Source organism: Paraburkholderia humisilvae, assembly GCF_902859855.1.
Taxonomy (GTDB): Bacteria; Pseudomonadota; Gammaproteobacteria; order Burkholderiales; family Burkholderiaceae; genus Paraburkholderia; species Paraburkholderia humisilvae.
In genome coordinates this window covers 70,793-96,767 of record NZ_CADIKH010000020.1, presented here as the reverse complement: position 1 = coordinate 96,767, position 25,975 = coordinate 70,793, and the positions used below count along the sequence as shown (strand labels likewise).

Here is a 25,975-nt window from a genome sequence, read left to right as displayed (position 1 = left end):
GCGAAGGAGACCTCGATGCAACCGCTTGCCCTTGCGGAACCCGGCTCGGCGCCCGCCGTCTATCGCCGTCACGATCCCGCGTTATTGCGCGATGCGTTGCGCAAGATGATCCTGGTGCGCCGCTTCGAGGAAAGCGCCGAGCAGGCGTATATGCGCGGCCTGATTCACGGCACGATGCATCTGTCGATCGGTCAGGAAGCGAGCGCGATCGCCGCGACGCTGCCGCTGACCGACGCCGACTACATCACCTCGACGCACCGCGGTCACGGCCATTGCATCGGCAAGGGCGCCGACCCGAAGCGGATGTTCGCGGAGTTCTTCGGCAAGGAGACCGGCTATTGCCGCGGCCGCGGCGGTTCGATGCATATCGCCGACGTGCAGCGCGGTAATCTCGGCGCGAACGGCATCGTCGGCGGCGGCTTGCCGATCGCGGTCGGCGCGGCGCTGTCGATCCGCAAGCAGCGTCGGGACGCGGTCGTAATGTGCTTTTTCGGCGATGGCGCGAACAACGAGGGCGCGTTCCACGAGTCGCTGAACTTCGCATCGATCTGGAAACTGCCGGTGATCTTCGTCTGCGAGAACAACCGGTATGGGATGTCGATGTCGGTCGAACGCTCGACCGCAGTGCCGCACATCGCACAACGTGCGGCCGCCTACGACATGCCCGGCGTCACGGTCGACGGCAACTGTTTTGCCGACGTGCTCGAGGCGAGCGAGCAGGCGGTCGCGCGGGCGCGCGGCGGTTCGGGGCCCAGCCTCGTCGAGTGCGAAACGTACCGGCTGCGCGGGCACTCGAAAAGCGATCGCAACCGCTATCGGACACGCGAAGAAATCGATGCGTGGAGCGCGCGCGATCCGATCGTGCGCTTCGAACAGGACCTGATGCGTTATGGCCTGCTCGATGCGGCACAAGCGCAGGCGATTCGCGCGAGCGTCGACGCGCAGATCGAAGCAGGTCTCGCGTTTGCGCAAAGCAGCGCCGCGCCGTCGCGCGCGGACCTGACGCGCTATGTCTACACGCAGACCGGATCTCAATGGCCAACCCCCGCTGGAGCCTGCGATGAACGCGATCGTGCGTGAGCTGACCTATGCGCAGGCGATCCAGGAAGGCATTGCGATTGCGCTCGCGCGCGATGAGCGCGTGTTCGTGATGGGCGAAGACATCGGCGTGTACGGTGGCGCGTTTCAGGTGACCGGCGATCTCTATCAACGCTTCGGCGCGGAGCGCGTGATGGACACGCCGATCTCCGAGCTGGGCGGCGCGGGCATCGCAGTCGGCGCGGCGCTAACCGGCTCACGGCCGATTTACGAGTTCCAGTTCTCCGATTTCGCGACGCTCGCGATGGAGCAGATCGTCAACCAGGCCGCGAAGCTGCGCTTCATGCTGGGCGGCGAGGTATCGGTGCCGCTCGTGATGCGTTTTCCGGCGGGCTCCGGGACCGGCGCGGCCGCGCAGCACAGCCAGAGCCTCGAAGCGTGGTTCGCGCATGTGCCGGGGCTCAAGGTGATCCAGCCGAGCACGCCGCACGACGCGAAAGGGCTGCTGCTTGCCGCGCTCGACGACCCGGACCCGGTGATGATCTTCGAGCATAAGCTGCTTTACAAGAGCAAAGGGCCGGTGCCCGAGGGCTATTACACCGAGCCGATCGGCAAGGCGGCATTGCGGCGAGCGGGGCGCGACGTGACGCTTGTCGCGACGTCGATCATGGCGATCCGTTCGCTCGAAGCGGCCGCGTTGCTCGAAGAAGAAGGCATCGACGCCGAAGTGATCGACCTGCGCAGCGTGCGGCCGATCGATCGCGACGCGATTATCGACAGCGTGAAGAAGACATCACGGCTGATCTGCGTGTATGAGGGTGTGCAGCAACTCGGCATCGGCGCGGAGATCGCATCGATCGTCTGCGAGAGCGATGCGTTCGATTATCTCGACGCGCCGGTGATACGCCTGGGCGGCGCCGATTGTCCGCTGCCCTATAACCCGGAGCTCGAAAAGGCCGCGGTGCCGCAGGTCGACGATATTGTCGCGGCCGCGCGCCGCAGCGTCGGCGGGAGACATTGAGATGCCGACCGAGGTGATCCTGCCGCGCGTCGATATGGATATGACCGAAGGCATGATTGCGGCCTGGCATGTGCACGAAGGCGATACCGTGCGCGCGGGCGCCGTGATCTTCGAGATCGAGACCAGCAAGGCGACGATGGAGGTCGATGCGCCGGCGAGCGGCGTGATCCGCCATCTTCGCACGGCGATCGGCGAGTCGATGCCGGTCGGCACGCCGGTCGCGTGGATTTATGCGGACGGGGAGGCGGTCGCCGATCTGGCGGTGGTGAATGAGACCGGGCCGGCGGCCGGAGGGGAAACGCAGGCTGCGGTCGCGGGCGAAGACGTGACGCGGCCGACACCCGCTTCGGTGGAGTTCGCGCCGGCGAGCGCGCCGTTCGGGACCGGCGGCCGCCTGCGCGCGACGCCTGCGGCACGGCGCCTTGCGCGGGAACGCAGCGTGCGCCTCGAGGGAGTCGCGGGCACGGGACCGCACGGACGCATCGTCGCGACCGATGTGTTGCGCGAGCCTGCATCCGCATTCGCATCGATATCCGCAGTGCGCCCGAACGTGGCCGTCCCGACTGCCGCTGCGCCTTTGCACTACGTCTGGCTGCGCGAAGGCACCGGCGATCCGCTCGTGCTGCTGCATGGGTTCGCGGCCGAGCTCAATAGCTGGCGGCCGTTCTGTCACGCGCTGGGTCGCGCCGCGCCATCCACGCGCGGCGTGCTCGCGCTCGATCTGCCCGCGCACGGCAAGTCCTCCGCGCAACGTGCCGGCTCGATCGACGCGATTGTCGAGGCCGTCGACGCAACGCTTGCCGCGCAAGGGGTCACGTGCTGCCACCTGGCCGGTCATTCGTTCGGCGGCGCGATCGCGCTTGCCGCCGCGGCTCAAGGCCCGCTCGCGCAAACGAAGATCCGTTCGCTCACCTTGATAGCGCCCGCGGGTCTTGGCCCGGACAGCAACGCAGCGTTCATGCGCGGCATCACCCAGGCGTCGCGGCGCGCAAGTTTTGCCGCATGGTTGAAAGAGCTGTTCGCTGACCCGTCACAACTGGACGACGTGTTTGTCGCGACCGCCGAGCAGCAGCTTGCGGATGCCGAAGTCCGCGCGCGACTTGCCGCGCTCGCCGATACCTTCTTTCCGGACGGCGCGCAAAGTCTCGATCTGCGCGGCGTGCTTGCCGCACTGACCGTTCCGGTGCGTGTGATATGGGGCCTGCAGGATCGCATCCTGCCCGCACGGCACGCGGAGGGTTTGCCGGGTCGCGTCGCGGTGCATCGTTTCGCGCGAGTCGGACATCTGCCGCAACTCGAGGCGCGCGACGAGGTGGCGGTGATCGTCGCGCAGAACATCGCGAGTGCCGGCTGACCGCAACGAGGACCGGGGAAACCAAGGGGTGCACGCAGCACGCGATTAGGGTGACAATGCAACCAGCCGGAAATGTCTGACAGACCGACTGGCGTTTTCCCCAATTCAGTCCGAATTGAACAATTGTATTATCTGGGGAGCATGATGTTCATGCGCGTCTGCGCTGTGCGCGAACGCAGGGGGCCTTCCGGCCTAGGGCCGGTTGACGGAGACGACGATGGACTATGTGCGTGGAGCGTTGCTCGCCTTAGCCGTGTTCTGGGCGATGCAGGTGGTGGCGTCCTGGTTTCAGATGCGCCGCTACGGCGACGCATTACGGCAAACCGCACGCCGCTGGCACAGCGGTTTTCTCGGTGTCGGCGCATGCAAAGTCCGCTTCGGGCGCGGTGCGATCGCGATCGTCGTGCTCGACGATGCACTTCATGTGCGCGAATTTCTCAGCATGTCCGGCCTGACCGTCTTTAGCCGATTTCGTCAGCATGACGGATTTTCCGGCCTCTCGATCGATGAATTCAACATCCGGCTCACCGGCGCGGGCTTGCGCCGCAGCATCATGATCGCCGCCGCGGATGCGCTCGAACGCGCGCACCGCACCGCACAGCAGCAAGCCGGCGATGGTGAAGCTGCCGAAGTGGGCAGTGCCGCGGGCGCCGCATCGCTGACCGGTCTGCCCGCGTGACCCGATGACGTGTGTCCCTGATCACCCGGCAGTTCGATGATTCACTGGTTCGATAGTCGTCAGCCTTACCATCCGGTTCCGTCCGCAGCCGTTTAGCCGCTTAGCCGTTTCGACGGAGCTTCCTGCGCATATGTTGGACCTCTTGGGAGAGTCGCCGTGTTCATTCTCGACTGGCTTACGCATTTCGCCGAAGCGTTTATCGGCGTGTTCAATGCGGGCGGCAAGGTATTCATCGGTTTCGTCACCGGTATCCTGCCGACGCTGATCGTGCTGCTTACCGCGGTCTACACGTTGATCGCGCTGATCGGCGAGCATCGTGTGCAAGGGCTCGCGCGCTTCTTTTCGAAGAACGTGATCACCCGCTATACGCTGCTGCCGCTGCTCGCGATGTTCTTCCTGACCAACCCGATGGCGTATACGTTCGGCGTGTTTCTCGAAGAACGGCACAAGCCCGCGTTCTACGATTCGGCCGTTTCGTTATGCCATCCGATCACCGGGCTCTTCCCCCATGCCAATCCTGGCGAACTGTTTGTCTGGCTCGGCGTCGCCGCGGGGCTGACGAAGCTCGCGGAAACGCAGCCCCTGCCGTTTTCGATTCCGAAGCTCGCATTGTTCTACCTGATCGTCGGCCTCTTCGTGAATCTGCTGAAGGGCATGCTCACCGAAGCGATCACGCGGGTGATCGCGCGTCGCGAAAACATCAAACTGTGACCGGTCGCCGCCGATCGACAGACAGAAGGGGAGACAAGCGATGGATACAAGAGCTTATCGGACCGTCAAGGTCGTGCGTGGGCCGAATGGCTGGGGCGGTCCGCTTTATATTCAACCGACGCCGGAGCGCAACAAGATCGTCGCCGTGACTGGCGGCAAGATTCCGGAACTCGCGACGCGACTGGCCGAATTGACCGGCGCGATGGTCGTCGACGGTTTTCGCAACCCGCCGCTCGAATCGGAAATGGCCGCGGTGGTGATCGATTGCGGTGGTACTGCGCGTTGCGGCGTCTATCCGCGCAAGAAGATTCCCACCATCAATCTGACGCCGGTCGGCCAGTCCGGGCCGCTCGCGCAGTTCATCACCGAAGACGTGTACGTATCCGGCGTGCTGCCGGCAAACCTGTCGGTGGTCGAAGACGACGCCGGCGAATTCATACCGGCGGGTCGACCCGCGAGCCCGGGCGACGCGCTCGTGATGCCGGGGGCCGGCGGCGCGGGCGCAGCGGTGATCACCACGACCGGCGCACCGGGTGAGTCCGGCGAACCCGCTGGCCGCGAAAGCCGCGGCATCGTGGGGCTGATCACATCGATCGGCCGCGCGATGGGCGGCGTCGTCAACGTGCTGTTCAACAGCGGGCGCAAAGCGGTCGATACGGTGATTCGCAACGTGCTGCCGTTCATGGCGTTCGTGACGATGCTGATCGGCGTCATCAACGCGACCGGTATCGGCACGGGTCTCGCGCATCTGCTCGAGCCGCTCGCCGGGAACATCATCGGCCTGGTGGTGCTGTCGGCGATTTGCGGTTTGCCGTTCCTGTCGCCGGTGCTGGGCCCGGGCGCGGTGATTGCGCAGGTGATCGGCGCGGCGATTATCGGCCCCGCGATCGGTAATGGCACGATTCCGCCGCAAATGGCCTTGCCGGCGCTCTTCGCGTACGACACGCAGGTCGGTTGCGATTTCGTGCCGGTCGGGATGGCGCTGGGCGAAGCGAAGCCGGACACGATCCGTGTCGGCGTGCCGGCGGTGCTGATCAGCCGCCAGATCATGGGACCGGTATCGGTGCTGATCGCGTGGGCCGCGAGCTTCGCGCTGTGATTTTCTCTGGAAACGGCATATGCACTACTACAAAACGGTGATCTCCGAGGTCGGGCCCGAAGTGGCGGAACTGCTCGAAGGCGGCGTACTGATTCTGTACGCCGACGGCGCGCCGCCGGAGCTGGCGGAAGTGTCGGTGCTGCATCGGGTCGAGCAGGCGCAGCAGCAGGCGCCGCAAGCGGGCTCGCGATTGCGTATCGGCGAGATCAGCGCATTCGTGACGGCGGTCGGGCCGACCGCGTGGAACAAGGTCAGCGAACTGGGTCACGTCGTGATCAATTTCAACGGCGCAAACGAAGCGCAGCGGCCCGGCGAGATCTGCGCGCAGCCGGTCGACGCGAGCCAGCTGCTCGCATGCATGCGCAGCGGCACGGTGATCGAGATCGCGGACCGCTGAACCGAGGCGTGCAACGCGCTGCGTTAATCGTCCGTGCCGTGAGGTCACGATGTCAGACGGGAAGGTGAGGTCGATGCTCGAAACAGCGGTGGTGGTGAAGGTGAGCGAAGGGCTGCATGCGCGGCCCGCGACGCAGTTCGCCAAGCTCGCCAAGGAGTTCTCGTGCTCGCTGCAGGTGCTGCACGGTTCGACCAGCGCCGACGCGAAGAGCGCCGTGAAGTTGATGCTGCTCGGCATTCGCGAGCACGATCAGATCGTGCTGCGCGCGGATGGCGCCGACGAAAGCGATGCGGTCGAGCGGATGGCGCGGTTCCTGTCTTCGCCGGAGGCGGGCGCGCAGTCTGCGACGCTCGCGCAAGCGGCGGTGTGCGCAGCAGACGAGGCGGCGCCGCCTGTGCCGCTCGCAGCGGTGGACGGCCCGGACGGCCCGCCGCCGCTGATTGGCGTGCCGGCAAGCGAAGGTCTTGCGTGCGGCGACGCGTATGTGTATCTGCCCGAGCCGTTGCAGGCGAAGCGTCAATCGATCGAGCCGCACGAAATCGATGCGGAGCAGGCGCGCTTTAACCGCGCATTCGACGACGCACTGGCCGCGCTCGACCCACCGTTCGACACGATCGGCGATCACGACGAGATCGCCGAGGCGCTGATGAGCGTCGCACGCAGCGACGAGTTCGCGGGCGAGATCAGAACGCGCATCGCGGCGGGCCGCGATGCGGCGGCCGCGACGCTCGAAGTCGGTGCATCGCTTGCTGCGTCGTTCGAGACGATCGACGACGAGTATCTGCGCAGCCGCGCCGACGACATCCATGGCATCACGCGCCAGGTCGTGCTGCGCCTGACCGGCCAGCAGGATGCGAGCCTCGCCGGCCTGACGAAGCCGTGCGTCGTGCTCGCGTCGGACCTGACCGCACCCGACCTTGCGCGGGCGAACGTGGCGAATATCGCCGCGCTCGTCTGCACACGCGGCAGCGCGACTTCGCATCTGGCGATCATCGCGCGTTCGCACGGCATTCCGGCGGTGTTCGGCCTGCCGGTCCCCGACGCCCGTCTGCGCGGCGTGCAACAGGTCGCGGTTGACGGCACGCTCGGTCATGTGTGGTTCGAGCCCACGTCCGCGTTTCAGGAGCAGTTCACGGCGCGGATCGGCGAAGCGCGCGCGCATCGCACGGCGCTCGACGTCTATCGCGATGTCGAGCCGGTTACACGCGCGGGCCGGCGCATCCGGATCGCGGCAAATCTCGGTGCGCCGGCCGAGATCGACGCGGCGCGCGCCGTGGGCGCGATGGGCGTGGGGCTGTTTCGCACCGAGCTGCTGTTCATGAATCGCCGCGCGCTACCCGGCGAGCAGGAGCAGTACGACATCTATCACCGCGTCGCGCAGGCCTTCGCACCGCATCCGGTGGTGATCCGCACGCTGGACGTGGGGGGTGACAAGCCGGTGCCCGGCATTGCGTTTCCGCACGAAGACAACCCGTTTCTCGGCTGGCGCGGCGTGCGCATGTGCATCGACCGTCCTGACGTGTTCAAGCCGCAACTGCGCGCGCTGTTACGCGCGGCGACGCTCGGCAACGTGCATGCGATGCTGCCGATGATCGCCGACGTCAGTGAAATTCGCTGCGTGAAGGCGCTTATCGCCGAATGCGCGCAGGAATTAACCACCGAAGGCATCGCGTTCGGCGAGCCGAAGCTCGGCATCATGATCGAGACACCGGCGGCCGCGTTGACCGCCGACCTGCTCGCGCCGGAAGTCGACTTCTTCTCGATCGGCACGAATGACCTCACTCAGTACGTGATGGCCGCGGATCGCGCGAACCCTCATCTCGCGTCGCTCTATCGAAGCAATCACCCGGCGGTGCTGCGCGCGATCGGAATGGTCTGCGAGGCGGCGCACCGGGCCGGCATCGAGGTCGCGGTCTGTGGCGAGGCGGCCGCGCAGCCGGACATGATTGGGCGGCTGATCGGGCTGGGCGTCGACGAACTGAGCATGAGCCCGGCCTGCGTGCTGCGCGCGAAGAAGATCGTCTGCGAGTGGTGAGCCCGCACGCGCGTGTGCGTGCGCCAGCGATCGCTAGGGCCGCGGCGTCGACGTCCGGACGCTGACGAACGACGGCGTGCCGAGCGCGGCCTTGACGCCGAGCGCTTCGGCTTTCAGCACGAAATCCGCGAGCGAGCGCGCTTCCATTTTCTTCATCGCCTGGCTGCGGTAAATCTTCACCGTGATTTCGCTCAGCTTCATTTCGGCGGCGATCTGCTTGTTCAGCAGGCCGCTCGCGACCAGCGCCATCACCTCGCGCTCGCGCGGCGTCAGCGACTCGTAGCAGCGCCGCAGGCCCGCGAACGACAGGTCCACCGCGCGACGCTGCTGATCGGCGGCGAGCGCCTCGGAGACCGCGTCGAGCATGTCCTGGTCGCGAAACGGTTTGGCGAGGAAATCGCGCGCGCCGGCTTTCATCGCTTTCACCGACATCGCAATGTCACCGTGCGCGGTCATGAAGACGATCGGCATGCGGATCTGGTGCGCGGCAATCTGTTCCTGCACCGCGAGTCCGCTTTGCCCTTTGAGGCGCACGTCGAGGATCAGGCAGGCCGGCACGTCCGGCCGGTCGGCCGCGAGGAAATCCTGCGAGCACGAGAAGGTCTTCACTCTCAGGCCGATCGAACGCAGTAACGTGCTGACGGCATCGCGCATCGACTCGTCATCGTCGACGACGTAGACGATCGCGTTGTCCGCGACATTGACGGGTTCGTTGGCGGTTTCACTGCTCATTGCTGTCTCCCATCGTATACGGGCAAGGTAAATTGCAGCACGGCGCCGCCTTCCGGCGGCGACTCGGCCCAGATATGGCCGCCATGCGCTTCGACGATAGAACGGCAGATCGACAGTCCGATGCCTATGCCCTCGGACTTCGTCGTGAAAAAGGCCTCGAACAGCCTTTTGGCATGCTCCGCGCTGATGCCGGTGCCCGAGTCCTTGACGATCACGTGTGCGTGCTGCGCATCGGCCATGCTCGTCGTGACCCACATCCGTTTGGCGCGGCCGGTGACGGACGCCATCGCCTGCGTGCCATTCATGATGAGGTTGATCAAAACCTGTTGCAACTGCACACGGTCGCCGCTGATCTGCGGCGGCGGCGACACATAGTCGATGTCGAGTTCGACCTGATGATCATGCAGTTCATGCAGCACGAGCTCGATCGATTCATCGACGAGCGCATTCAGGTCAAGCACCGCATGCGACGGGCCGCGTTTTTGCGCCATCGAGCGGATGCGCCAAACGATGTCGCTCGCGCGCTTCGCGCTGCGGATCGCCTTGTCGATCGCCTCGCGCGCCTCGGCCAGGTCCGGCTGTGGCCGGTCGAGCCAGCGCAGCGCCGCATGACCGCAGGTGACGATCGCGGCGATCGGCTGACTGACCTCGTGCGCGATCGACGCGGTCAGCTCGCCGAGCATCGTGACACGAGTCACATGCGCGAGTTCGGTCATCGAGCGGGTGAGCGCCTCCTCGGTCTGTTTGGTTTCGGTCACATCCATCAAGGCTCCGACATACTCGAAACGCCCGGACTGGCGGGCGCTGAGGTGAGCGACATAATGCACGTGTTTGATGGACCTGTCTGGCATCACCAGCCGGTGTTCGATATCGATTGACGGAGTTTCGGCGAGTACCTGCCGGTAGCTCTGGCGCACCAGCGCGATGTCGTCAGGGTGCGTGCGCGCGAGAATCAGATCCATGCTCGGAACGACGTTCGCAGCATAGCCGAAAATGCGGTACGCCTCCTGGGACCAGAGCATTTCACCATCCGGGAGCTTCATCGCAATGCTGCCGGTGCGCGACAGGCGCTGGCCCTCGGCGAGAAACGCCTCGCTGCGCTCGAGCGCTTCCTCCGCGCGTTTGCATTCCTCGATATCGGTATTGATGCCGTACCAGCGCACGATCTGGCCTGCGGTATCGCGCAGCGGCTCCGCGCATAGATGCATCCAGCGGTAGAGCCCATCCTTGCGGCGCAGACGCGCCGTGCTCTCGAACGGCGAGCCGCCCGCAACTGCACTGCGCCAGTCATTTTCCAGTCTGGGAAGATCATGCGGGTGAACGAGTGTGCGCCACAGGCTGCGGCCGTTTTGTGCGGCGTTGCCATGCGCGATGTCGAACGCGTCCCAGCGGCGATTCACGGGCTCGACCTTGCCGTCATGCGTCGAGGCCCAGATCATGCCAGGGATCGCTTCGAGCATCGCGCTCATTTCGTCCTGCTTGCGCTGCAATTCCGCTTGCAGATGTTTGCGGCCGGTAATGTCGTTGTCGGTCGCGAGCACCGCGCGTGGTTTACCGCGTTCGTCGCGTAACAGCGCAAGTCGGCTCGCGATGATCACGACCTTGCCGTCGTGGCGCGTGCGTTCGACTTCGCCGTCCCAGCGGCCCACTTGCAGCAATGCTTCGCGGACCTCGGCGCTGGCGGCGGGAAAGCGCGTTTGCGTGAGTTCGTGAATCGGTTGCCTGAGCGCACGATGCGCGGGCCATCCGTACAGGTCCTCGGCGCCGTGGCTCCAGAACGCGATGCGGTCTTTCATGTCGTAGATCACGATCGCGTCATGGGTCAGGTTGAGCAGGTGGATCTGCTCGATCAGGTGCGCGTTGCTCGTCTGGTGGCGTACCGCGATCAGTGTCGTGACCGCGATCGCGATGACGCTCAACGCGCTGCGCACGCCGGCGTCACCGGCGACGCAGCTGAAATGCGATAGTGCAGGCGCGATCACGGTCAGCGCCGCGCAGGTCCATGCGGCGGCGAGCGTCGCTCGCCTCGATCCGGTCATGGCGACGAACAGGATCACGAGGACATACAGAACGGCGACCGTGAAGTGCCGCCGTATCAACACGTCGGCTGCGAACACAGCGGACCCGAGCACCGCTGCGAGGATCCGGAGCGCGCGAGCGTCGGGGCGGCGCACCTGTTTAAATGCGCGTCTGTGGACTTTCACGGCAACATGAAGAGCGCACCGCGGCTGTGCCCGAAGCACCCGCGCGGTGTGACAGAAGATAGAAGTATTCGGGGCGGACGCGTTGCCGCGAATGCCGGCACCGCTTTCCGTCAAAAGCGCGATATATAGCATGGCCGTGCGCCCGGCGAGAAGTCGGGCAGGGCCCGGCATACCTCGGTGGCTTTGACAAAATCGGCAGTGGTCGGTTTGTCGGACGGCCTCGCAGTGCGCTCGCGCGCCGCACGGCCGGATAAACACAGATGAATTAAAACGGACAAGCGCGTGCCGCACCACCGCCGTTGCGCGGCGGCGCTAGCCGCGGCATCCGCGTGTACGCCCGATGCAATACGTGTCCGCGCCGTGCACCGCGTATGCAATGCAGCAGCCCGCGACTGCTGCGGCGCTACATTCCGCTCACGGTGCGGCCGCTCGTGAGCCACGCGCGCGGACCGCATTGTACGCATGCGTACAATGCGGCGCGTCGCGCGATGGATTCGACGCCCGCTGCAGCGTCCTCCTGACGCTCACGCGTGCGATTCGGCGATGCGCGCTTTCTCTTCACACGCCTGTCGACGATTCACGCCGGCGCGCATGGGCGCAACGTGCTGAGTCCCGTTCCGCCTGCTGTTTACCTGCGCCTCGCCGGGCGCGTACCTCGTCGGAATGAGTGTAGTCATTGGGTAATGGCCGTCTTTTAGTTGCATCGACGATTTGTCTAAATTGCACGATTCGAGTGCATCGCATGCCCGTTCGCACAAGATACTTGCCCCGCGATCGTCGGGTATCGCGCGGTCCACAGGCCTTAGCGGGTTCGTACGGGATGCGAAGCTGCTTCGCGTGCGTGACCGCTGGACGTGCATATTCGAAGTGGCACGTGCTGTTCGGCAAAGGGATGGGCCGCGACTGCCGGTAATCTCGCCGCAATGACAATGCGACGGCGCGCAGCGCCGCTTGCCCGGAATGAAACAGCCGTCGTCTGTGCGCGAACGGTGCGTTCATTCGCAGCCAACATTTGGGCTTGAACCTTTCCGAATTGGTCTGAATGGGCATGCCTGCGCGCGCTTTTCGCAGCCGATGGTGAGCCCTTATTATCTTCACAAAATTATTCAGGAGCCTGCATGACCCGCGCAGTACATCCTCTCGAAGGCGAGGCGCGTGATCGCCTGATTCGCTGGATACGGCGCCGGATGAAGGAAACCGGCATTACGTTAGACGCGCTCGAACAGGCGCTGATCGACGACAGGCGCGAATTGAATGCCATTCGCTATCGGGATGCATATGGCAATACATGGACCGGATCGGGCGACATGCCGACCTGGTTGCGGCGCGCGGTGGCAGCCGGCCAGTGTATTGAACATTTCCAGACCAGCGGCCTGTGATGGGGCTCGCGGCGGCGCGCGACAAGGTGCGACGGGCTCGTGTGTGTGCGGCGATCGGTTAACGTCAGACCACGGATTGGCCGCATCGATTACCGGCATCGGCTAATCCGAATGCGCGCAGTACACAAATCGGTTTAGAAAACTAAACCTGCAGATGAGTCAGCCAAACCAACAGTGGCTCATGCCAATCCTTTGTAGGGCTAGTTCGTCCGTGTCGGTTCGGATAACTTTGAGTGAGCGCGGGGATCGTTGTTCCCGTATCGCATGACACCCACTTCGTGCAGGCCGCTCATGATTGCCTTGTCGACTAACCAGACTGAAATCGCCACGGTCGCCGTGCGCAAAATAAACGGCAACCCGATCCATCCCGAGCATCACTGGCGCTACCCCGTGGTCGACGAGACCCACGATCTGCTTCCGTACGGCGAAATGACCGTCGCGCGCTGGACGCGCAATGAAGCCGGGTCGTTCGAGGCGTCGCACCAGGGGCACGCGGAATATCACTGCATCGGGCTGAACCTGAAATGCACGTCGCTCAGTTTCGAGTACGCAGGACGTACGATCGTTTCCGGCCGCGTGACGGCGGGCGCCGTGCAGGTCACCGCACCGTCGGTGCCGGTCAGCGTATGTTTCGAGTCGCCGGCCGACGTGCTGCATCTGTTCGTTTCGCAGCAGGCGCTCGCCGAATGCTTCGAGGATCTGTTCGGGCAGGCGCATGGCGGGGAAATCGTGCTGGGCGATCCGCGTATCCAGCGGGACCCGACCCTCGAGCGTCTCGCGCAGGCGCTGGCGGTGTCGCATTCGACCGATGCGTCGTCCGGCAAGCTTTTCACCGATAGCGTGTGCCTCGCGATCGTGTCGCGGCTCGTGTCGCGCCACTTCACCGCGGTCGCGCGTCAAACGCGTGAAGCGGCCGCGTTGCCGCAGTGGCGCATGCGCCGCACGATCGAGTTTATCGAGGCCCATTTGTCCGACTCGATCGGTCTTGCCGACATGGCGCAGAGCGCGGGGCTCACGCGCATGCATTTCGCTGCGCAGTTCCGTCGCGCGACCGGACTGCGTCCGCATGAATACTTGCTGCGCCGCCGGATCGAGCACGCGCAACAACTGTTGACGCGTTCGAAGCACAGCATGCTGGACGTTGCGCTGAGCTGCGGGTTTCGCTCGCAGTCGCATTTCACCGCTGTTTTCAAACGGTTCGTCGGCGATACGCCGTATTGCTGGAAGGTGAAGACGAACGTCAGTCATCAATGAGCCGGTGAGTGGTCCGGCCGAACAACAAATTCCGGAGATGAAAACAATGAGCAAACCTGAATCATCGGTTGCCGTCGACGCGTTGCTTGCACCGGCGCAGCCGATCGTTTATCGCAAACCGGCTGCACTGGCGTTGCCGCAGCCGTACACGCTACCGCCACGCGTCGCGGCGCGCCGGCACGCGCGCTTTCTCAACTGGTGCGTCGTCGGCGGCCGGCGCAAAGCCGGTTGATCTGCACTTCCTGACAACGAGGTGATCCATGCTGGTCAAGATGAATATGTGCGATCCGTGGCGGCAAACCATCGGTTTGCTCTCTTTGATGTCGGGTCGTACAGACCCTGCGGTCACGCGGCTTGCGGCGTTGCACGTGCAGTTCGAACGCAGGAACTACCGGTTGCCGATCGCGGGCGAGCGCTTCGACGCGCAGGTGTGCCTGATCGAGCGGCCGACTTCCGCGACCGCGACGATCGCATGGCGCGACGCGACGCACTGCTCATACGGCGACCAGCTGTGGCATGCGGCGCGCGCGCGCGTGAATGGCGTGTGTGCGATGAGCGGGCAGGCGATTCAGGTCGGCGACCCGGTGTTCAAGCCGCGCCGGGGCCGTCCCGCGCCGCTCAACGCGAGTGCGATGATTCTTGCCGCGGTGCTCAACGAGGCGGCTGACGGCGGCGCTCAGGCCCGGTTTTCAGCAGCCTGAGCGGACCCTCCAGCGGGCGATGCCCGCATGGCCCGGCACACCAGCGCCCGCGTCCGCGGATGGCGTCTGCTCGTGTTGCGCGATCCGTGTCGCGTTAAGGCTCGCGTTAAGGCTTGTAACCGTCGGTCAGCGTATTCATGAACGCGATGATGTCCTGAATCTCATCGTCGGTCATGGCCGGCTTGTCGCCGAACTTACGGTCGAACGGCGCGTCGGCGACGTCGATATTCGCCTGGTACTTCGCCGGCAGATCGTCGTACTTTTCGACCTTGCCCGAAGCGTCGTGCGGATAGATCTTGTCCGGGCTCGTATTGCGCAGGTTATAGAAGTCCATCACCTGCTTCAGGTCGTGATAGACGCCGTTGTGGAAGAACACATGGCGCGTCGCGACGTTGCGCAGCGTCGGGGTGAGGAACATCCCGCAGTATTGCGTGAGGTCCTTCACATCGTCGCGGAAGGGACCGCACACGCCCATGTCATAGAAGTTCGCGTTCCGGTTCATCGGCAGGTTGTGATTGCGCGGTACGCCGAGCGCTTCGTATTGCGTATCGGTGAAGAGCGGCGGCAAGCCGTCGGAGGTCGGCTTGCTCAGGTGGCAGCCGGCGCAATTCGCCTTGTCCGGGTCGTTGAACAGATGCAGACCGCGCAGTTCGGCCTGCGTGAGGTGCGCCTTGCCTTGCAGCCAGTAGTCGTATTTGCTCGTGAACTGATGGAATGACGGGTCTTCGTACTGGTAGCGGCCCACCGCGAACATCGCTTCAGTGACCAGCAGGTCCGGACGGTTCGCGATCGAGTTGCCGAACAGCATCTTGAACTGATCGACGTACTTCGCGGCGACCAGCTTGTGTGCGACGTCCTCGACGCTCGCATTGGCCATTTCGACCGGATTGAGCATCGGCCCGATCGCCTGGTCTTGCAGCGTGCTCGCGCGGCCGTCCCAGAAGAGCCCGCCTTGCGGCACCATCGCCGGCGCAGCCGGCGCGACGCCGGCACTCTTCACCGCACGCTGCACGCCCGCCGCGCTGGCCGCGAGCTGCTGGAGCGAAACCGGCGCGGCATCCATATCGTTCTGGTCGGGGCCGATGCTGAACGGCGCCTGACGGTACAGATAAGCGAGCGACGGCGGCGGACGGTAACCGACGTCGGTCATGTGCGGACCGCCAAGCTGCACTTCGAGATTGTTCGCCGGGCCGTACGCATGTTGCGGACTATGGCACGACGCGCACGACTGTTTGCCCGATGCGGACAGCGACGTGTCGTAGAAAATCTGCCGGCCCAGTTGCGCGACGGCGCTCAACGGCGCCTGCGGCGGCAAAAGAAGATGGACCGGTTGAGGATTCGCGCCGGTGATGTCTTCAACGACGGTGCCGATCGCGAGCGGCATCCGCTCCGGGTAGACCGCCGCGTAAGCGGCAAACGCGGCGCATCCAGCCACGACAACGGCGAGCGTCCAGCCCACGACGCGCTTGAGTGCGCGTCTGGCGGCGCCGCGCTTCGCATCGTCGCTGGCGGGCAGGGTGGGCGGCAGGGTGTTCGGATGAAGACTCATGGCGATCAGGACGGTTGGAAACGCGGGAAAGCGCAAAAAAAATGTCGAGCCAGCACCCATTGGGTGGTGGCTCGACACCGGTTACGGCTGGCGGTGCTTCCCGCTACGCGGCACCGCGTACGCGGCGCTCACCGGTAGCGGGCACCGCGCGAGACAGGAAGCGACTTTCATTCACCTTGCTGATCAGTTCGTCGGTGCAGCAGCGAGCTTCGTACCGAGGTTCTCGTCGAGGAACACGGTCGGCGTGGTGCCCGTGGCGTTCAGCATGCTGCGGATGTCACCCGCGGTCGCATCGAACGACGCGTTGCCAAGGCGTTGACCGCCGAGCCAGTTGTCTTCGATGAACTTCACGACCGACGCTTGCGTGATCATCGTGTGGTCGACGAAGTTCGCCTTCGCCCACGGCGAGATCAGGATGAACGGCGTACGCGTACCCGGGCCGCAACGGCCGTTCACGACACCGCCGTTCACGCCTGCCGGCTGCTTCGCGTTCGGGCCGGTACATTGGCCTGCTGCGGTCAGCTGGTCAGCGCCCTGGAAGACCGGCTTCGACGGGCTGTTGCTTGCCGTGATCGACAGCGACGTGTCGAACGACGAGTTCAGGATCGTCGGCGCCTGGTGGTCATACCAGCCGTCCGAGTCGTCGTAGGCGATGATCACGGCGGTGTTCTTCCAATCCGGCTGCTGCTGCAGGAAGTTCACCACCTTCACGACGAACTGCTGCTCGTCGAGCGGGTCCGAGTTGCCCGGGTGACCGTCACCGACGGCCGGCGCCTTCAGGAAGCTGACCGACGGGAAGTTGCCCGCCGACACGGCCGTGAAGAAGTCATCCGAGTCGTACTGGTGGTGAACCGGCGTTGCCGAGGCGTCGAGCGTCGGATCGGTGAAGCCGATCATCGCGGTCGACGACGGACGCTGGTGCGTCAGGTTCGCGGTCGACGCGAAGTACTGGAACCACGCGTGGTGCTGCACGTAGTCGGCCTTCGCTGCATTGAGCACGCTCGAGAACGTCGAGCGCGCGCAGCCGGTCGTGCCGTTCGGGTTGACGGTGGCCAGGTTGAAGCCGCCCATGAAGCCGCCCCACGTGATGCTCTTCGCGTTCAGCAGATCGCCGATGTTCTTGACCGCCGGCGCATACTGCATCACGGTCGAGCCCGTCTTGTTGCCGACGTTCGTGCAGGCATCGCCGGCCGGGTCCAGGTCGCCGATCAGCGTGAAGCCGCCCTGGCCGTCCGGAATCGCGTTGCCGCTCGGCGACGTCGTACCCGTGACCTGCGTGCCGAGAGCCGTGCCCGTCGTAGCCGTCGTCGTGAACATCTGGATGCCGTTGTTCTGACCCGACACCACTTCGACCGCACCTGGCGTCGACGGACCGAACGTGTCAGTCCATGCGTTGTCGTTCATCGAGAAGTTCTGCGCGTAGTTCCACATTCCGGTGACGGTGTTGCCGTCGAAGTAGCCGAGCACCTGGCCGTTCGAACCGAACGCGCCCGTGCTGCCGGAAATGACGCCGCTGGCCGACGTGAAGAGCGGGAACGCGTCCATCTTCAGGTTGTCGTCAGCGAGCTGTTCCGGACCGTAGCTGTGGTTCTGGCTGTTCGTGTTCGCCTGCGTGCGGTCGAGGCGGAACGGTTGCGCGTTCGCGGCGATCAGCGAGACCCCGCCGACGGCCGGCGGTGTCGTCGAGACGCCGTTGACCGAGCCCGGATTCGCGAGGTTCGGCGATGTCGCAAGCCCGTTCGGATTGGCCACGCCGAGCAGGTTCGCGTGCTGCAGCGTGTTGATGTCCGTCTGCGTGTTGGACGCAGCCGTGACGATCGGTTCGCCTGCTACGTTCGCCGAATTCGGATACGTCGCGAAGTAGTGGTCGAACGACACGTTCTCACCGAAGATCACGACGAGGTGCTTGATCGGCGTCGCAGTGGTCAGCGCATCCTGCTGGCTGACTGCGGGCGCCGGATTGTTGTTGTTGTTGTCGTCGCTGCTGCCACACGCGGCGAGCGTAAGCAGCGCCGCGGCTAACGACACGGGGAGGATCGCTTTGCGAAACATAGAAGGGGGGCTCCAATTTTCAACGTCGCTGTTCCAGCTCGCCTCTCTCGCGTGGTATGAGCTGGGATTCTTTTTTGTTGCTAGTTGGTACAGCCGCAGGCCTGCAGACCGATCCGGATGAAACAGCGCGAATTGAAACACTGCCTTATTAAGTTTTAGAGGCGCAAAAGTTTCGAAAGCCTTTCGGGAAATTTCGTTTTCATTTATCTGGTACGACTCATACGGATTTACGACGAGGCGCGGCGCGGGGTTGGCGGTCTGCCGTCGGGCGGAAAAAAATAAACGGTAATAAAAAAGACTCTGTTGCAGGATCGCCGGGGAAAGAATCTGGGTCGGCGCCCGGTGACGTGCGCGCAAACGCCTGTTCTGCCGGGAATAACCGCCGTGCCATCTTCGTTTGTGCCTGGTTCGTCACTGGTGAAATATGGCTGCAGTAGCATCGTGCGAAGTGATGAACGCGCGGCACGCCATGCAAGACCTTCAGTGTTTGTGTACATTCCCGCTTAATTCGTCGATGCGGGTCGCGTTGGTACGGCGTATGGCCTGCGCATCAGGCGCGTAATGCTTTGTGTATTTTTCGGAAAGGAAAGAGTAAGGATTTGTCGCCGGTCTTTTATCATTAGCAAGACTGGGAACGGTCCGTACTCGCGGTCCGTTTCGAAGAAGTGGAGCGCATCACCCCGCGCCCCCGTCCAGGCGATCACTGCGTACGCGGTGATCGCACGATGCCGACATCGATCCGTCTGCGCCGCAGTGATGAATTGCGGCGCGGAATCATCTTTTCCGGCTTTGCGACGGGCCGCAGCGATATACCGCGCACGCAGCGATGGGCTGCTGCGATGTCTATCAGGCGCTTTTCCCTGTAACCGTTCTACCAGGAATATTCATGCTCGGCTTGGTACGTATTGCCCTTCGGCGGCCATACACCTTTGTCGTGCTGGCGATCGCCATCTTTATCATCGGGCCGCTGGCCGCGCTGAAGACGCCAACCGACATCTTTCCCGACATCCGCATTCCGGTGATCAGTATCGTGTGGCAGTACACGGGGCTGCCGCCGGATCAGATGGCCGGCCGGATCACGTCGACCTTCGAACGCACGATCACGACCACCGTGAACGACGTCGAACACATCGAGGCGGAGTCGATCAACGGCTTCGCGGTGATCAAGGTGTTCTTTCAGCCGGGCGTGAACATCGCGACCGCGAACGCGCAGGTCACCGCCGTCGCGCAGACGCAGTTGAAGCAGCTGCCGCCGGCGACCACGCCGCCGCTGATCCTGAACTACAACGCGTCGACGGTGCCGATCATCCAGCTTGCGCTGTCGGGCAAGGGCCTTTCCGAGCAGAACCTCGGCGACCTGGGTTTGAACCAGTTGCGGCCGCAACTGGTGACGGTCGCGGGCGCGGCGATTCCGTACCCGTTCGGCGGCAAGACGCGCCAGGTGCAGATCGACGTCGATCCCGCGAAGCTGCAGGCGCGCGGCCTGTCCGCCCAGGACGTCGCGAACGCGCTCGCGACGCAGAATCTGACCACGCCGGTCGGCACCGCGAAGATGGGCGACCACGAGTACGTGCTGCAGCTGAACAATGCGCCGTCCCTGATTCGCGACCTCGGCGATCTGCCGGTCAAGGCGGTGAACGGCACGACTGTCTATATTCGAGATGTGGCGAACGTGCGCGACGGTGCGCCGCCGCAAACCAACATCGTGCACGTGAACGGCCACCGCTCGGTGCTGATGTCGGTGCTGAAGAATGGCTCGGTATCGACGCTTGCGATCATTTCGGGCATCAAGCAGCACGTCGACGATGCGCGCGCGGCGTTGCCGGACAATCTGCAGATCGACCCGATCGGCGACCAGTCGCTGTTCGTGCGCGCGGCCGTGAGCGGCGTCGCGCGCGAAGCGGTGATCGCCGCGGTGCTGACGAGCCTGATGATTCTGCTGTTCCTCGGCAGCTGGCGCTCGACGGTCATCATCGCAACGTCGATCCCGCTGTCTATTCTGGGTTCGATCATCGCACTGTCGGCGCTCGGCGAGACGCTCAACATCATGACGCTCGGCGGCCTCGCGCTCGCGGTCGGCATTCTGGTGGACGACGCGACGGTGACCATCGAAAACATCAACTGGCACCTCGAGCACGGCAAACCGGTTGAGGATGCGATTCTCGATGGCGCCGCGCAGATCGTCACGCCGGCGTTCGTGTCGTTGTTGTGTATCTGCATCGTGTTCGTGCCGATGTTCTTCCTGAGCGGCGTCGCGCGCTTCCTGTTCGTGCCGATGGCCGAAGCGGTGATCTTCGCGATGGTGTCGTCATTCATCCTGTCGCGTACGCTCGTGCCGACGATGGCGAACTACCTGCTCAAGCCGCACAACACCGACCAAGCGCACGCGCCGTCCGGCCCGCTCGGGCGTTTCCAGAAGGGGTTTGAAGCGCGCTTCGAGCGGGTGCGTGCGAGCTACCGCGGCCTGCTCATCCTCGCGCTCGGGCACCGCAAGCCGTTCATCATCGCGTTCCTGACTTTCGTGCTGCTGTCGTTCGCGCTGGTGCCGTTTCTTGGCCGCAACTTCTTCCCGTCGGTCGATGCCGGGCAGATCCTGATGCACGTGCGCGCACCGGTGGGCACGCGGGTCGAGAGGACGTCGGAAATCTTCGCGAACATCGAGGACACGGTGCGCACGATCGTTCCGCCGAACGAACTCGGCACCGTGGTCGACAACATCGGCCAGCCGGTCAGCGGCATCAACACCGCGTATAACAACACCGGCACGATCGGCTCGCAGGACGGCGACATCCAGATCGAACTGAAGGAAGGGCACGGTCCGACCGCCGAATACGTGCGCCGGATGCGCGAAGTGCTGCCGCGTCTTTATCCGGGCGAGACCTTCTCGTTTCCGCCGGCGGACATCATCAGTCAGATCCTGAACTTCGGTTCGCCGGCGCCGATCGATCTGCAGGTGCGCGGCAACAACCTGAACGGCAACTACGCGTATGTGAATGCGGTGCTGCGTGATATCCGCAAGGTGCCGGGCGTGGTCGACGCGCGCATCCAGCAATCGCAGCAGATTCCGACATTCAATGTGAACGTCGACCGCACGCGCGCGCAACTGCTCAACATCACCGAACGCGACGTGACCAACAGTCTCGTCGTGAACCTTGCCGGCTCGAGCCAGGTTGCGCCGACCTACTGGCTGAACAATGCGAACGGCGTGTCGTACCCGATCGTGATGCAGACGCCGCAATACACGCTCGATTCGCTGTCCGCGCTGCGCAATATTCCGATCACCGCGGGTACGCCGCTCAACGCGCAGGTGCTCGGCGGCCTCGCGACCTTCGATCGCACCGCGACCAGCTCGGTCGTGAGCCAGTACAACATCGTGCCGATGGTCGAGATTTACGCGGCCACGCAGGATCGGGACCTCGGCGCGGTCGCGTCCGATATCCAGAAGATCGTCGCGCAGCACGCGAAGGCGCTGCCGAAAGGCTCGACTGTTGCGCTGCTCGGCCAGGTGCAGACGATGAACAGCGCGTTCGGCGGCATGCTGTTCGGTCTGCTCGGCGCGGTCGTGCTGATCTATCTGCTGATCGTTGTGAACTTCCAGTCGTGGGCCGACCCGTTCGTGATCGTGTCGGCGCTGCCCGCGGCGCTCGCGGGCATTATCTGGATGCTGTTCGCGACCCACACCACGCTATCGGTGCCGGCACTGACCGGCGCGATCATGTGTATGGGGGTCGCGACCGCGAACTCGATTCTGGTGGTGAGCTTCTGCCGCGAGCGTCTGGCTGAGCACGGCGATCCGCTCAAGGCCGCGATCGAAGCGGGCTTTACGCGCTTTCGTCCGGTGCTGATGACCGCGCTCGCGATGATCATCGGTATGCTGCCGATGGCGCTCGCGCTCGGCGAAGGCGGCGAGCAGAATGCGCCGCTCGGCCGTGCGGTGATCGGCGGCCTGCTGTTCGCGACCACCGCAACGCTTTTCTTCGTTCCTATTGTGTTTAGCCTTATTCACGCGCGCGACAAGCGCGCGGCAAGCCCGGCATCCGCCTCGGGAGGTCCTGCTCATGTCGTCTGAATCCGTCGAACCCGGTTTTGAATCCAAATATGCGGGGACACCGCCACGTCGCCGGCTGGTCACCGCCGGCGTTGTCGGCATCGTGCTGGTCGTTGTCGTGGTCGGGGCCGGTCTTGCGGTGCGCGCGTCCGATTCGCACAAGCTGACCAGCTGGACCGATGCGCAAGCGGTGCAAACCGTCAGTATCGTCGCGCCGGTGAAAGACGCGCACGGTCCGACGCTGACCCTGCCGTCGCAATTGCAGGCGTTTTCGCGTGCGCCGATCTTTGCGCGCGTGAGCGGCTATCTGAAGTCGTGGAATGTCGATATCGGCGGGCACGTGAAGGCGGGGCAACTGCTCGCGGTGATCGAGACGCCGGAGCTTGACCAGCAGCTCGTGCAGGCGAAAGCGGACTTGCAGACCGCGAAGGCGAATGCCGACCTCGCGGAGATCACCGCGAAGCGCTGGCGCGCGATGCTGGGCACCGACGCGGTCGCGCAGCAGGACGTCGATACACGGAACGGCGACTATGCGGCGAAGAAGGCGCTGGTCGACGCCGCGCAGGCGAACCTCGACCGGCTGGTCGCGACCAAGGGCTTCGCGCGGATTGTCGCGCCGTTCGACGGCGTCGTGACCGCGCGCGATACCGATATCGGTGCGCTGATCAACGCGGGCAGCGGCGGCGTGGGCCAGGAACTGTTCCAGGTGTCCGACGTGAAGCAGTTGCGTGTGTACGTGCAGGTGCCGCAGAACTACGCGCCGATCGTCCATAGCGGCACGATCGCGACACTGACCGTGCCCGCGTATCCGAACCAGGCGTTTACCGCGCGCGTCGTCGCATCCGCCGACGCGGTGAATGCGACCACCGGTTCGACGCTGGTGCAGCTGCTGGTCGACAACAACGACGGCAAGCTGTTGCCGGGCGGCTTTGCGAGCGTGCAGTTCAAGCTGCCGGTGTCGCCGGACGCGCTGCGCGTGCCCGCCAGCGCGCTGCTGTTTGACAGCCATGGTTTGCGCATCGCGACGGTTGGCGCCGATAACCGCGTCGTGTACAAACGCGTGACGATTGCGCGCGACCTTGGCGATTCGGTCGAGATCGGTGCGGGCCTCGCACCGACCGATCGCGTGATCGATGCGCCGCCTGACGGTCTGGCGGAGGGCGACAAGGTCGAAATCGCGAACAACGGCAAGAAGGCGGCTCATGGGTAAGGTTGTCATGCGCACTGCGCCGCTCGTGGCCGTAGCCGTCGCCGTCTCTGCGGCGCTCGTCGCCGGCTGTTCGCTCGCGCCGGACTACAAGGTGCCGGATTCGCCGATCGCCGCGGAGTACCGCACCACCGGGCCGTGGGTCAGCGCGAAGCCCGGCGACCAGTTGAACCGCGACGGCTGGTGGAACATGTATAGCGAGCCGCCACTCGACGACCTCGAGAAGCGGCTGCTCGCAAACAACACCGACCTGGAAGCGGCGTACGCGCATTATCAGCAGGCCCAGGCATTCGTCACGCAGGTGAGCGCGGGACTTTATCCGACTATCACGGCCGATACGTCGGCGTTCCGTGAGCGGCAATCGGCGACGCGGCCGTTGCGCAGCGGCGGTCCGAACAACTACAACGCGATCACGCTCGGCGGTGAAATCGACTACGACCTCGACCTGTGGGGCCGCGTGCGCGATTCGGTGAAGGCCGGCAAGGATGAAGCGCTGGCGACTCAGGCGGATCTCGCGTCGGTGCAATTGAGCCTGCAGGTGCAGCTTGCCGATAGTTACATCCAGTTGCGCGGGCTCGATCAGCAGACCGCGCTGTTGCGGCAAACCGTCGTCGCGTTCACGAAGGCGCTGCAGCTGACCGAGGCGCTGCACGGCGGCGGCATTGTCGCGGGGCTCGATGTCGAGCGTGCCAAAACGCAGCTGTCGTCCGCGCAGTCGCAGCTGTCGCAGACCCTCGCGCAGCGCGCGCTGCTCGAACACGCGATTGCCGTGCTGGTCGGCGCGTCCGCCTCCGAGTTCACGCTACCTGAATCGACCGCATCGCTGCCGTTGGCGACCATTCCAGTGGGCGTGCCGTCGGTGCTGTTGCAGCGGCGGCCGGATATCGCCGCGGCCGAGCGGCGCGTCGCGGAGGCGAATGCGAAGATCGGCGTCGCGCGTGCCGCCTATTTCCCGTCGATTACGCTGACTGCGGCGGGTGGTCTGCAGAGTTCGAACTATTCGAACTTCTTTAGTGCACCGAACTTCTTCTGGGCGATCGGTCCGCAGCTCGCGCAGTATATTTTCGACGGCGGATTCCGGCGCGGTCAGCTGGACGCGGCGAAGGCGGCGACCAGCGAAGCCGGCGCGCGCTATCGCGGTGTCGTGCTCGGCGCATTCCAGCAGGTCGAAGACAATCTGTCCCTGCTGACGGATCTCGGCACGGCGCTGCAGCAGCAGCGCGACGCGGCCGCGGCGGCCGAGCGCGCTTTATCGCTTGCGCTGACGCAGTACAAGCAGGGCGCGGTCGGTTATCTCGATGTGGTGACCGCGCAGACTGCCGCGCTCGATGCCGAAGTGTCGGCGATTCAGATCCAGACGCGGCAGCTGAGTGCGAATGTGCAGCTGATTCGCGCGGTGGGCGGCGGCTGGTCGACCGATCAGCTCGAACAGGCGGCGACGGCGCCGGCGCTCGTCGCGGCGGCGGACGAGCACGCGCCGCAAAACGCGGGCAAGTGACGCTGATGCCGCGATAGCGACGTCTCACGCTCACAACCGTGGGGGGGGTCGCGTGGCGCGTGAGCGGCCGTCAGCATCGGCCACGCGCGCTTGCGTGCACGGGCGCAACGCGACGTTTGCGTCGGTGCGCCCGTTCGCGCGTCGTGCGCGGCGTCGTTTACTCTTTGCGTGTCGCCTCGAACAGGAACCACGCGCGGCGTTCCGTTTCGTCGATCCAGTTTTCCAGTTCACTCGCACTCGCGACGTCGCCCGCTTCGTCGCAGACCTGATGCGCTTCGCGCATCCACGCAGCCAGTGCAAGATTGTCGTCGCGCAGCTCGGCGAGCATGTCCTCGGGCGAGACGAATGCCTGATCGTTGTCGCGAATGCGTTGCAGCTTCGCGATATGGCCAATTGAGCGCAACGTTGTCTGGCCGACCTTGCGCACGCGTTCGGCAATATCGTCGGTCATGCCGAAGATCTGCTCGCCCTGGTCATCCAGCAGCAGGTGGTAGTCGCGAAAATGCGGCCCGGACATATGCCAGTGAAAATTTTTCGTCTTCAGATAGAGCGCGAACGTGTCGGCGAGCAGCGGGTTGAGCGCCTCGGCTACCCGCGTCGTGGCTTGCTGCGAAAGTCCGGACGGTGTGTGCAACGCGGCTTTGACAGGCTTGCTTTCAGTGGTGTGAGCCATGGGGATTTTCCTCGATTGAGTCGCGTGATGAACGGAGTGGCGCCGGCACGTTGTGCCGGCGCAATCGCACGGTGCAAGCAGTTTGTGTTCCACATCTCCCGCATTGCAGCGCGTGTCGGCCTTCATGTTACCGCCGTTGCTGCGGCTCGTCAGGCGTGGTTGGGTATGGCAGATGCTGTGCGGTCAAACGTGTGGGCGCCAATGTCCGTTTCAGCTGATCAATCGAAAAAGCGCCAGCTCGAAGACGCTGTGCCGCAGGACGACGCGGACGAGACCGCCGGCAAGGCCGCGACACCGCGTGCGAAGCGGGGGCGACAGTTGGGATGATAGTGGGCCGCACATAG

At 64.5% G+C, this 25,975-nt stretch carries 21 protein-coding genes; 16 read left to right on the top strand and 5 right to left on the bottom strand.

Features of this window, described 5'->3' with window-relative positions:
• Positions 1-15: 15 nt before the first annotated feature.
• The 8 genes from HV796_RS21655 (at position 16) to ptsP (ending at position 8,334) form a co-directional block, all read left to right on the top strand.
• Positions 16-1,080: a thiamine pyrophosphate-dependent dehydrogenase E1 component subunit alpha gene (locus tag HV796_RS21655; protein WP_175228553.1), complete on the top strand. Its 1,065-nt coding sequence runs from the start codon at positions 16-18 to the stop codon at positions 1,078-1,080.
• A complete protein-coding gene (locus tag HV796_RS21650) occupies positions 1,061-2,059 on the top strand; it encodes an alpha-ketoacid dehydrogenase subunit beta (RefSeq protein ID WP_175228552.1) in 999 nt (332 codons plus the stop codon). Before HV796_RS21655 ends, HV796_RS21650 begins: the two co-directional genes overlap by 20 nt.
• A 1-nt stretch (position 2,060) precedes the next feature.
• A complete protein-coding gene (locus HV796_RS21645) occupies positions 2,061-3,413 on the top strand; it encodes an acetoin dehydrogenase dihydrolipoyllysine-residue acetyltransferase subunit (protein ID WP_175228551.1) in 1,353 nt (450 codons plus the stop codon).
• A gap of 217 nt (positions 3,414-3,630) precedes the next feature.
• Complete coding sequence (locus HV796_RS21640) at positions 3,631-4,092, top strand: transcriptional regulator GutM (RefSeq protein WP_175228550.1); 462 nt, start codon at positions 3,631-3,633, stop codon at positions 4,090-4,092.
• Between the two features lie 156 nt (positions 4,093-4,248).
• Entirely contained in the window at positions 4,249-4,803 is a 555-nt protein-coding gene (srlA, locus tag HV796_RS21635) for a PTS glucitol/sorbitol transporter subunit IIC (protein ID WP_217477971.1), read from the top strand.
• A 40-nt stretch (positions 4,804-4,843) separates the two neighbouring features.
• On the top strand, positions 4,844-5,902 hold the full coding sequence (gene srlE, locus HV796_RS21630; protein WP_175228549.1) for a PTS glucitol/sorbitol transporter subunit IIB: 1,059 nt from the start codon (positions 4,844-4,846) through the stop codon (positions 5,900-5,902).
• Between the two features lie 19 nt (positions 5,903-5,921).
• Positions 5,922-6,299 carry a PTS glucitol/sorbitol transporter subunit IIA gene (locus HV796_RS21625; protein ID WP_175228548.1) on the top strand — a complete coding sequence of 126 codons (378 nt, stop codon included), beginning with the start codon at positions 5,922-5,924 and terminating at the stop codon, positions 6,297-6,299.
• Positions 6,300-6,372: 73 nt separating this feature from the next.
• A complete protein-coding gene (gene ptsP / locus HV796_RS21620) occupies positions 6,373-8,334 on the top strand; it encodes a phosphoenolpyruvate--protein phosphotransferase (RefSeq protein WP_175228547.1) in 1,962 nt (653 codons plus the stop codon).
• Positions 8,335-8,367: 33 nt separating this feature from the next.
• On the opposite strand, the gene HV796_RS21615 is transcribed toward ptsP, so the two are convergent.
• Complete coding sequence (locus HV796_RS21615; RefSeq protein WP_175228546.1) at positions 8,368-9,066, bottom strand: response regulator transcription factor; 699 nt, start codon at positions 9,064-9,066, stop codon at positions 8,368-8,370.
• A complete protein-coding gene (locus HV796_RS21610) occupies positions 9,063-11,198 on the bottom strand; it encodes a PAS domain-containing sensor histidine kinase (RefSeq protein ID WP_246355973.1) in 2,136 nt (711 codons plus the stop codon). The genes HV796_RS21615 and HV796_RS21610 overlap by 4 nt, the downstream gene beginning before the upstream one ends.
• 1,190 nt (positions 11,199-12,388) lie before the next feature.
• Here HV796_RS21610 and HV796_RS21605 point away from each other — a divergent pair.
• The 4 genes from HV796_RS21605 (at position 12,389) to HV796_RS21590 (ending at position 14,604) form a co-directional block, all read left to right on the top strand.
• The gene (locus HV796_RS21605; protein ID WP_175228544.1) at positions 12,389-12,649 is read left to right on the top strand and encodes an H-NS family nucleoid-associated regulatory protein; all 261 of its coding nucleotides are present in this window, start codon (positions 12,389-12,391) and stop codon (positions 12,647-12,649) included.
• A gap of 291 nt (positions 12,650-12,940) precedes the next feature.
• The gene (locus HV796_RS21600) at positions 12,941-13,903 is read left to right on the top strand and encodes a helix-turn-helix domain-containing protein (RefSeq protein ID WP_175228543.1); all 963 of its coding nucleotides are present in this window, start codon (positions 12,941-12,943) and stop codon (positions 13,901-13,903) included.
• Positions 13,904-13,949: 46 nt separating this feature from the next.
• The gene (locus HV796_RS21595; protein WP_175228542.1) at positions 13,950-14,135 is read left to right on the top strand and encodes a hypothetical protein; all 186 of its coding nucleotides are present in this window, start codon (positions 13,950-13,952) and stop codon (positions 14,133-14,135) included.
• Between the two features lie 28 nt (positions 14,136-14,163).
• Positions 14,164-14,604, top strand: a complete 441-nt coding sequence (locus tag HV796_RS21590) for a DUF3331 domain-containing protein (RefSeq protein ID WP_175228541.1) — start codon at positions 14,164-14,166, stop codon at positions 14,602-14,604.
• A 106-nt stretch (positions 14,605-14,710) separates the two neighbouring features.
• Here HV796_RS21590 and HV796_RS21585 read toward each other — a convergent pair whose 3' ends face one another.
• Complete coding sequence (locus HV796_RS21585; RefSeq protein ID WP_175228540.1) at positions 14,711-16,153, bottom strand: cytochrome-c peroxidase; 1,443 nt, start codon at positions 16,151-16,153, stop codon at positions 14,711-14,713.
• A gap of 183 nt (positions 16,154-16,336) precedes the next feature.
• Positions 16,337-18,205, bottom strand: a complete 1,869-nt coding sequence (locus HV796_RS21580; RefSeq protein ID WP_175228539.1) for a phospholipase C — start codon at positions 18,203-18,205, stop codon at positions 16,337-16,339.
• An 886-nt stretch (positions 18,206-19,091) separates the two neighbouring features.
• On the opposite strand from HV796_RS21580, the gene HV796_RS21575 reads away from it, so the two are divergent.
• The 3 genes from HV796_RS21575 to HV796_RS21565 are packed head-to-tail and all read left to right on the top strand — an operon-like array spanning position 19,092 to position 24,958.
• Positions 19,092-22,274 (top strand): efflux RND transporter permease subunit, encoded by a 3,183-nt coding sequence (locus HV796_RS21575; protein ID WP_175228538.1) that lies wholly within the window; start codon positions 19,092-19,094, stop codon positions 22,272-22,274.
• Positions 22,264-23,463 (top strand): efflux RND transporter periplasmic adaptor subunit, encoded by a 1,200-nt coding sequence (locus tag HV796_RS21570; RefSeq protein WP_175228537.1) that lies wholly within the window; start codon positions 22,264-22,266, stop codon positions 23,461-23,463. The genes HV796_RS21575 and HV796_RS21570 overlap by 11 nt, the downstream gene beginning before the upstream one ends.
• Positions 23,456-24,958, top strand: coding sequence for an efflux transporter outer membrane subunit (locus tag HV796_RS21565; protein WP_175228536.1), 1,503 nt, complete (start codon positions 23,456-23,458; stop codon positions 24,956-24,958). Before HV796_RS21570 ends, HV796_RS21565 begins: the two co-directional genes overlap by 8 nt.
• A 157-nt stretch (positions 24,959-25,115) precedes the next feature.
• Here HV796_RS21565 and HV796_RS21560 read toward each other — a convergent pair whose 3' ends face one another.
• Positions 25,116-25,631 carry a Dps family protein gene (locus HV796_RS21560; RefSeq protein ID WP_175228535.1) on the bottom strand — a complete coding sequence of 172 codons (516 nt, stop codon included), beginning with the start codon at positions 25,629-25,631 and terminating at the stop codon, positions 25,116-25,118.
• A gap of 201 nt (positions 25,632-25,832) precedes the next feature.
• Between HV796_RS21560 and HV796_RS45430 the strand changes: the two genes are divergently transcribed.
• Entirely contained in the window at positions 25,833-25,958 is a 126-nt protein-coding gene (locus tag HV796_RS45430; RefSeq protein ID WP_281369814.1) for a hypothetical protein, read from the top strand.
• Positions 25,959-25,975 lie beyond the last annotated feature (17 nt).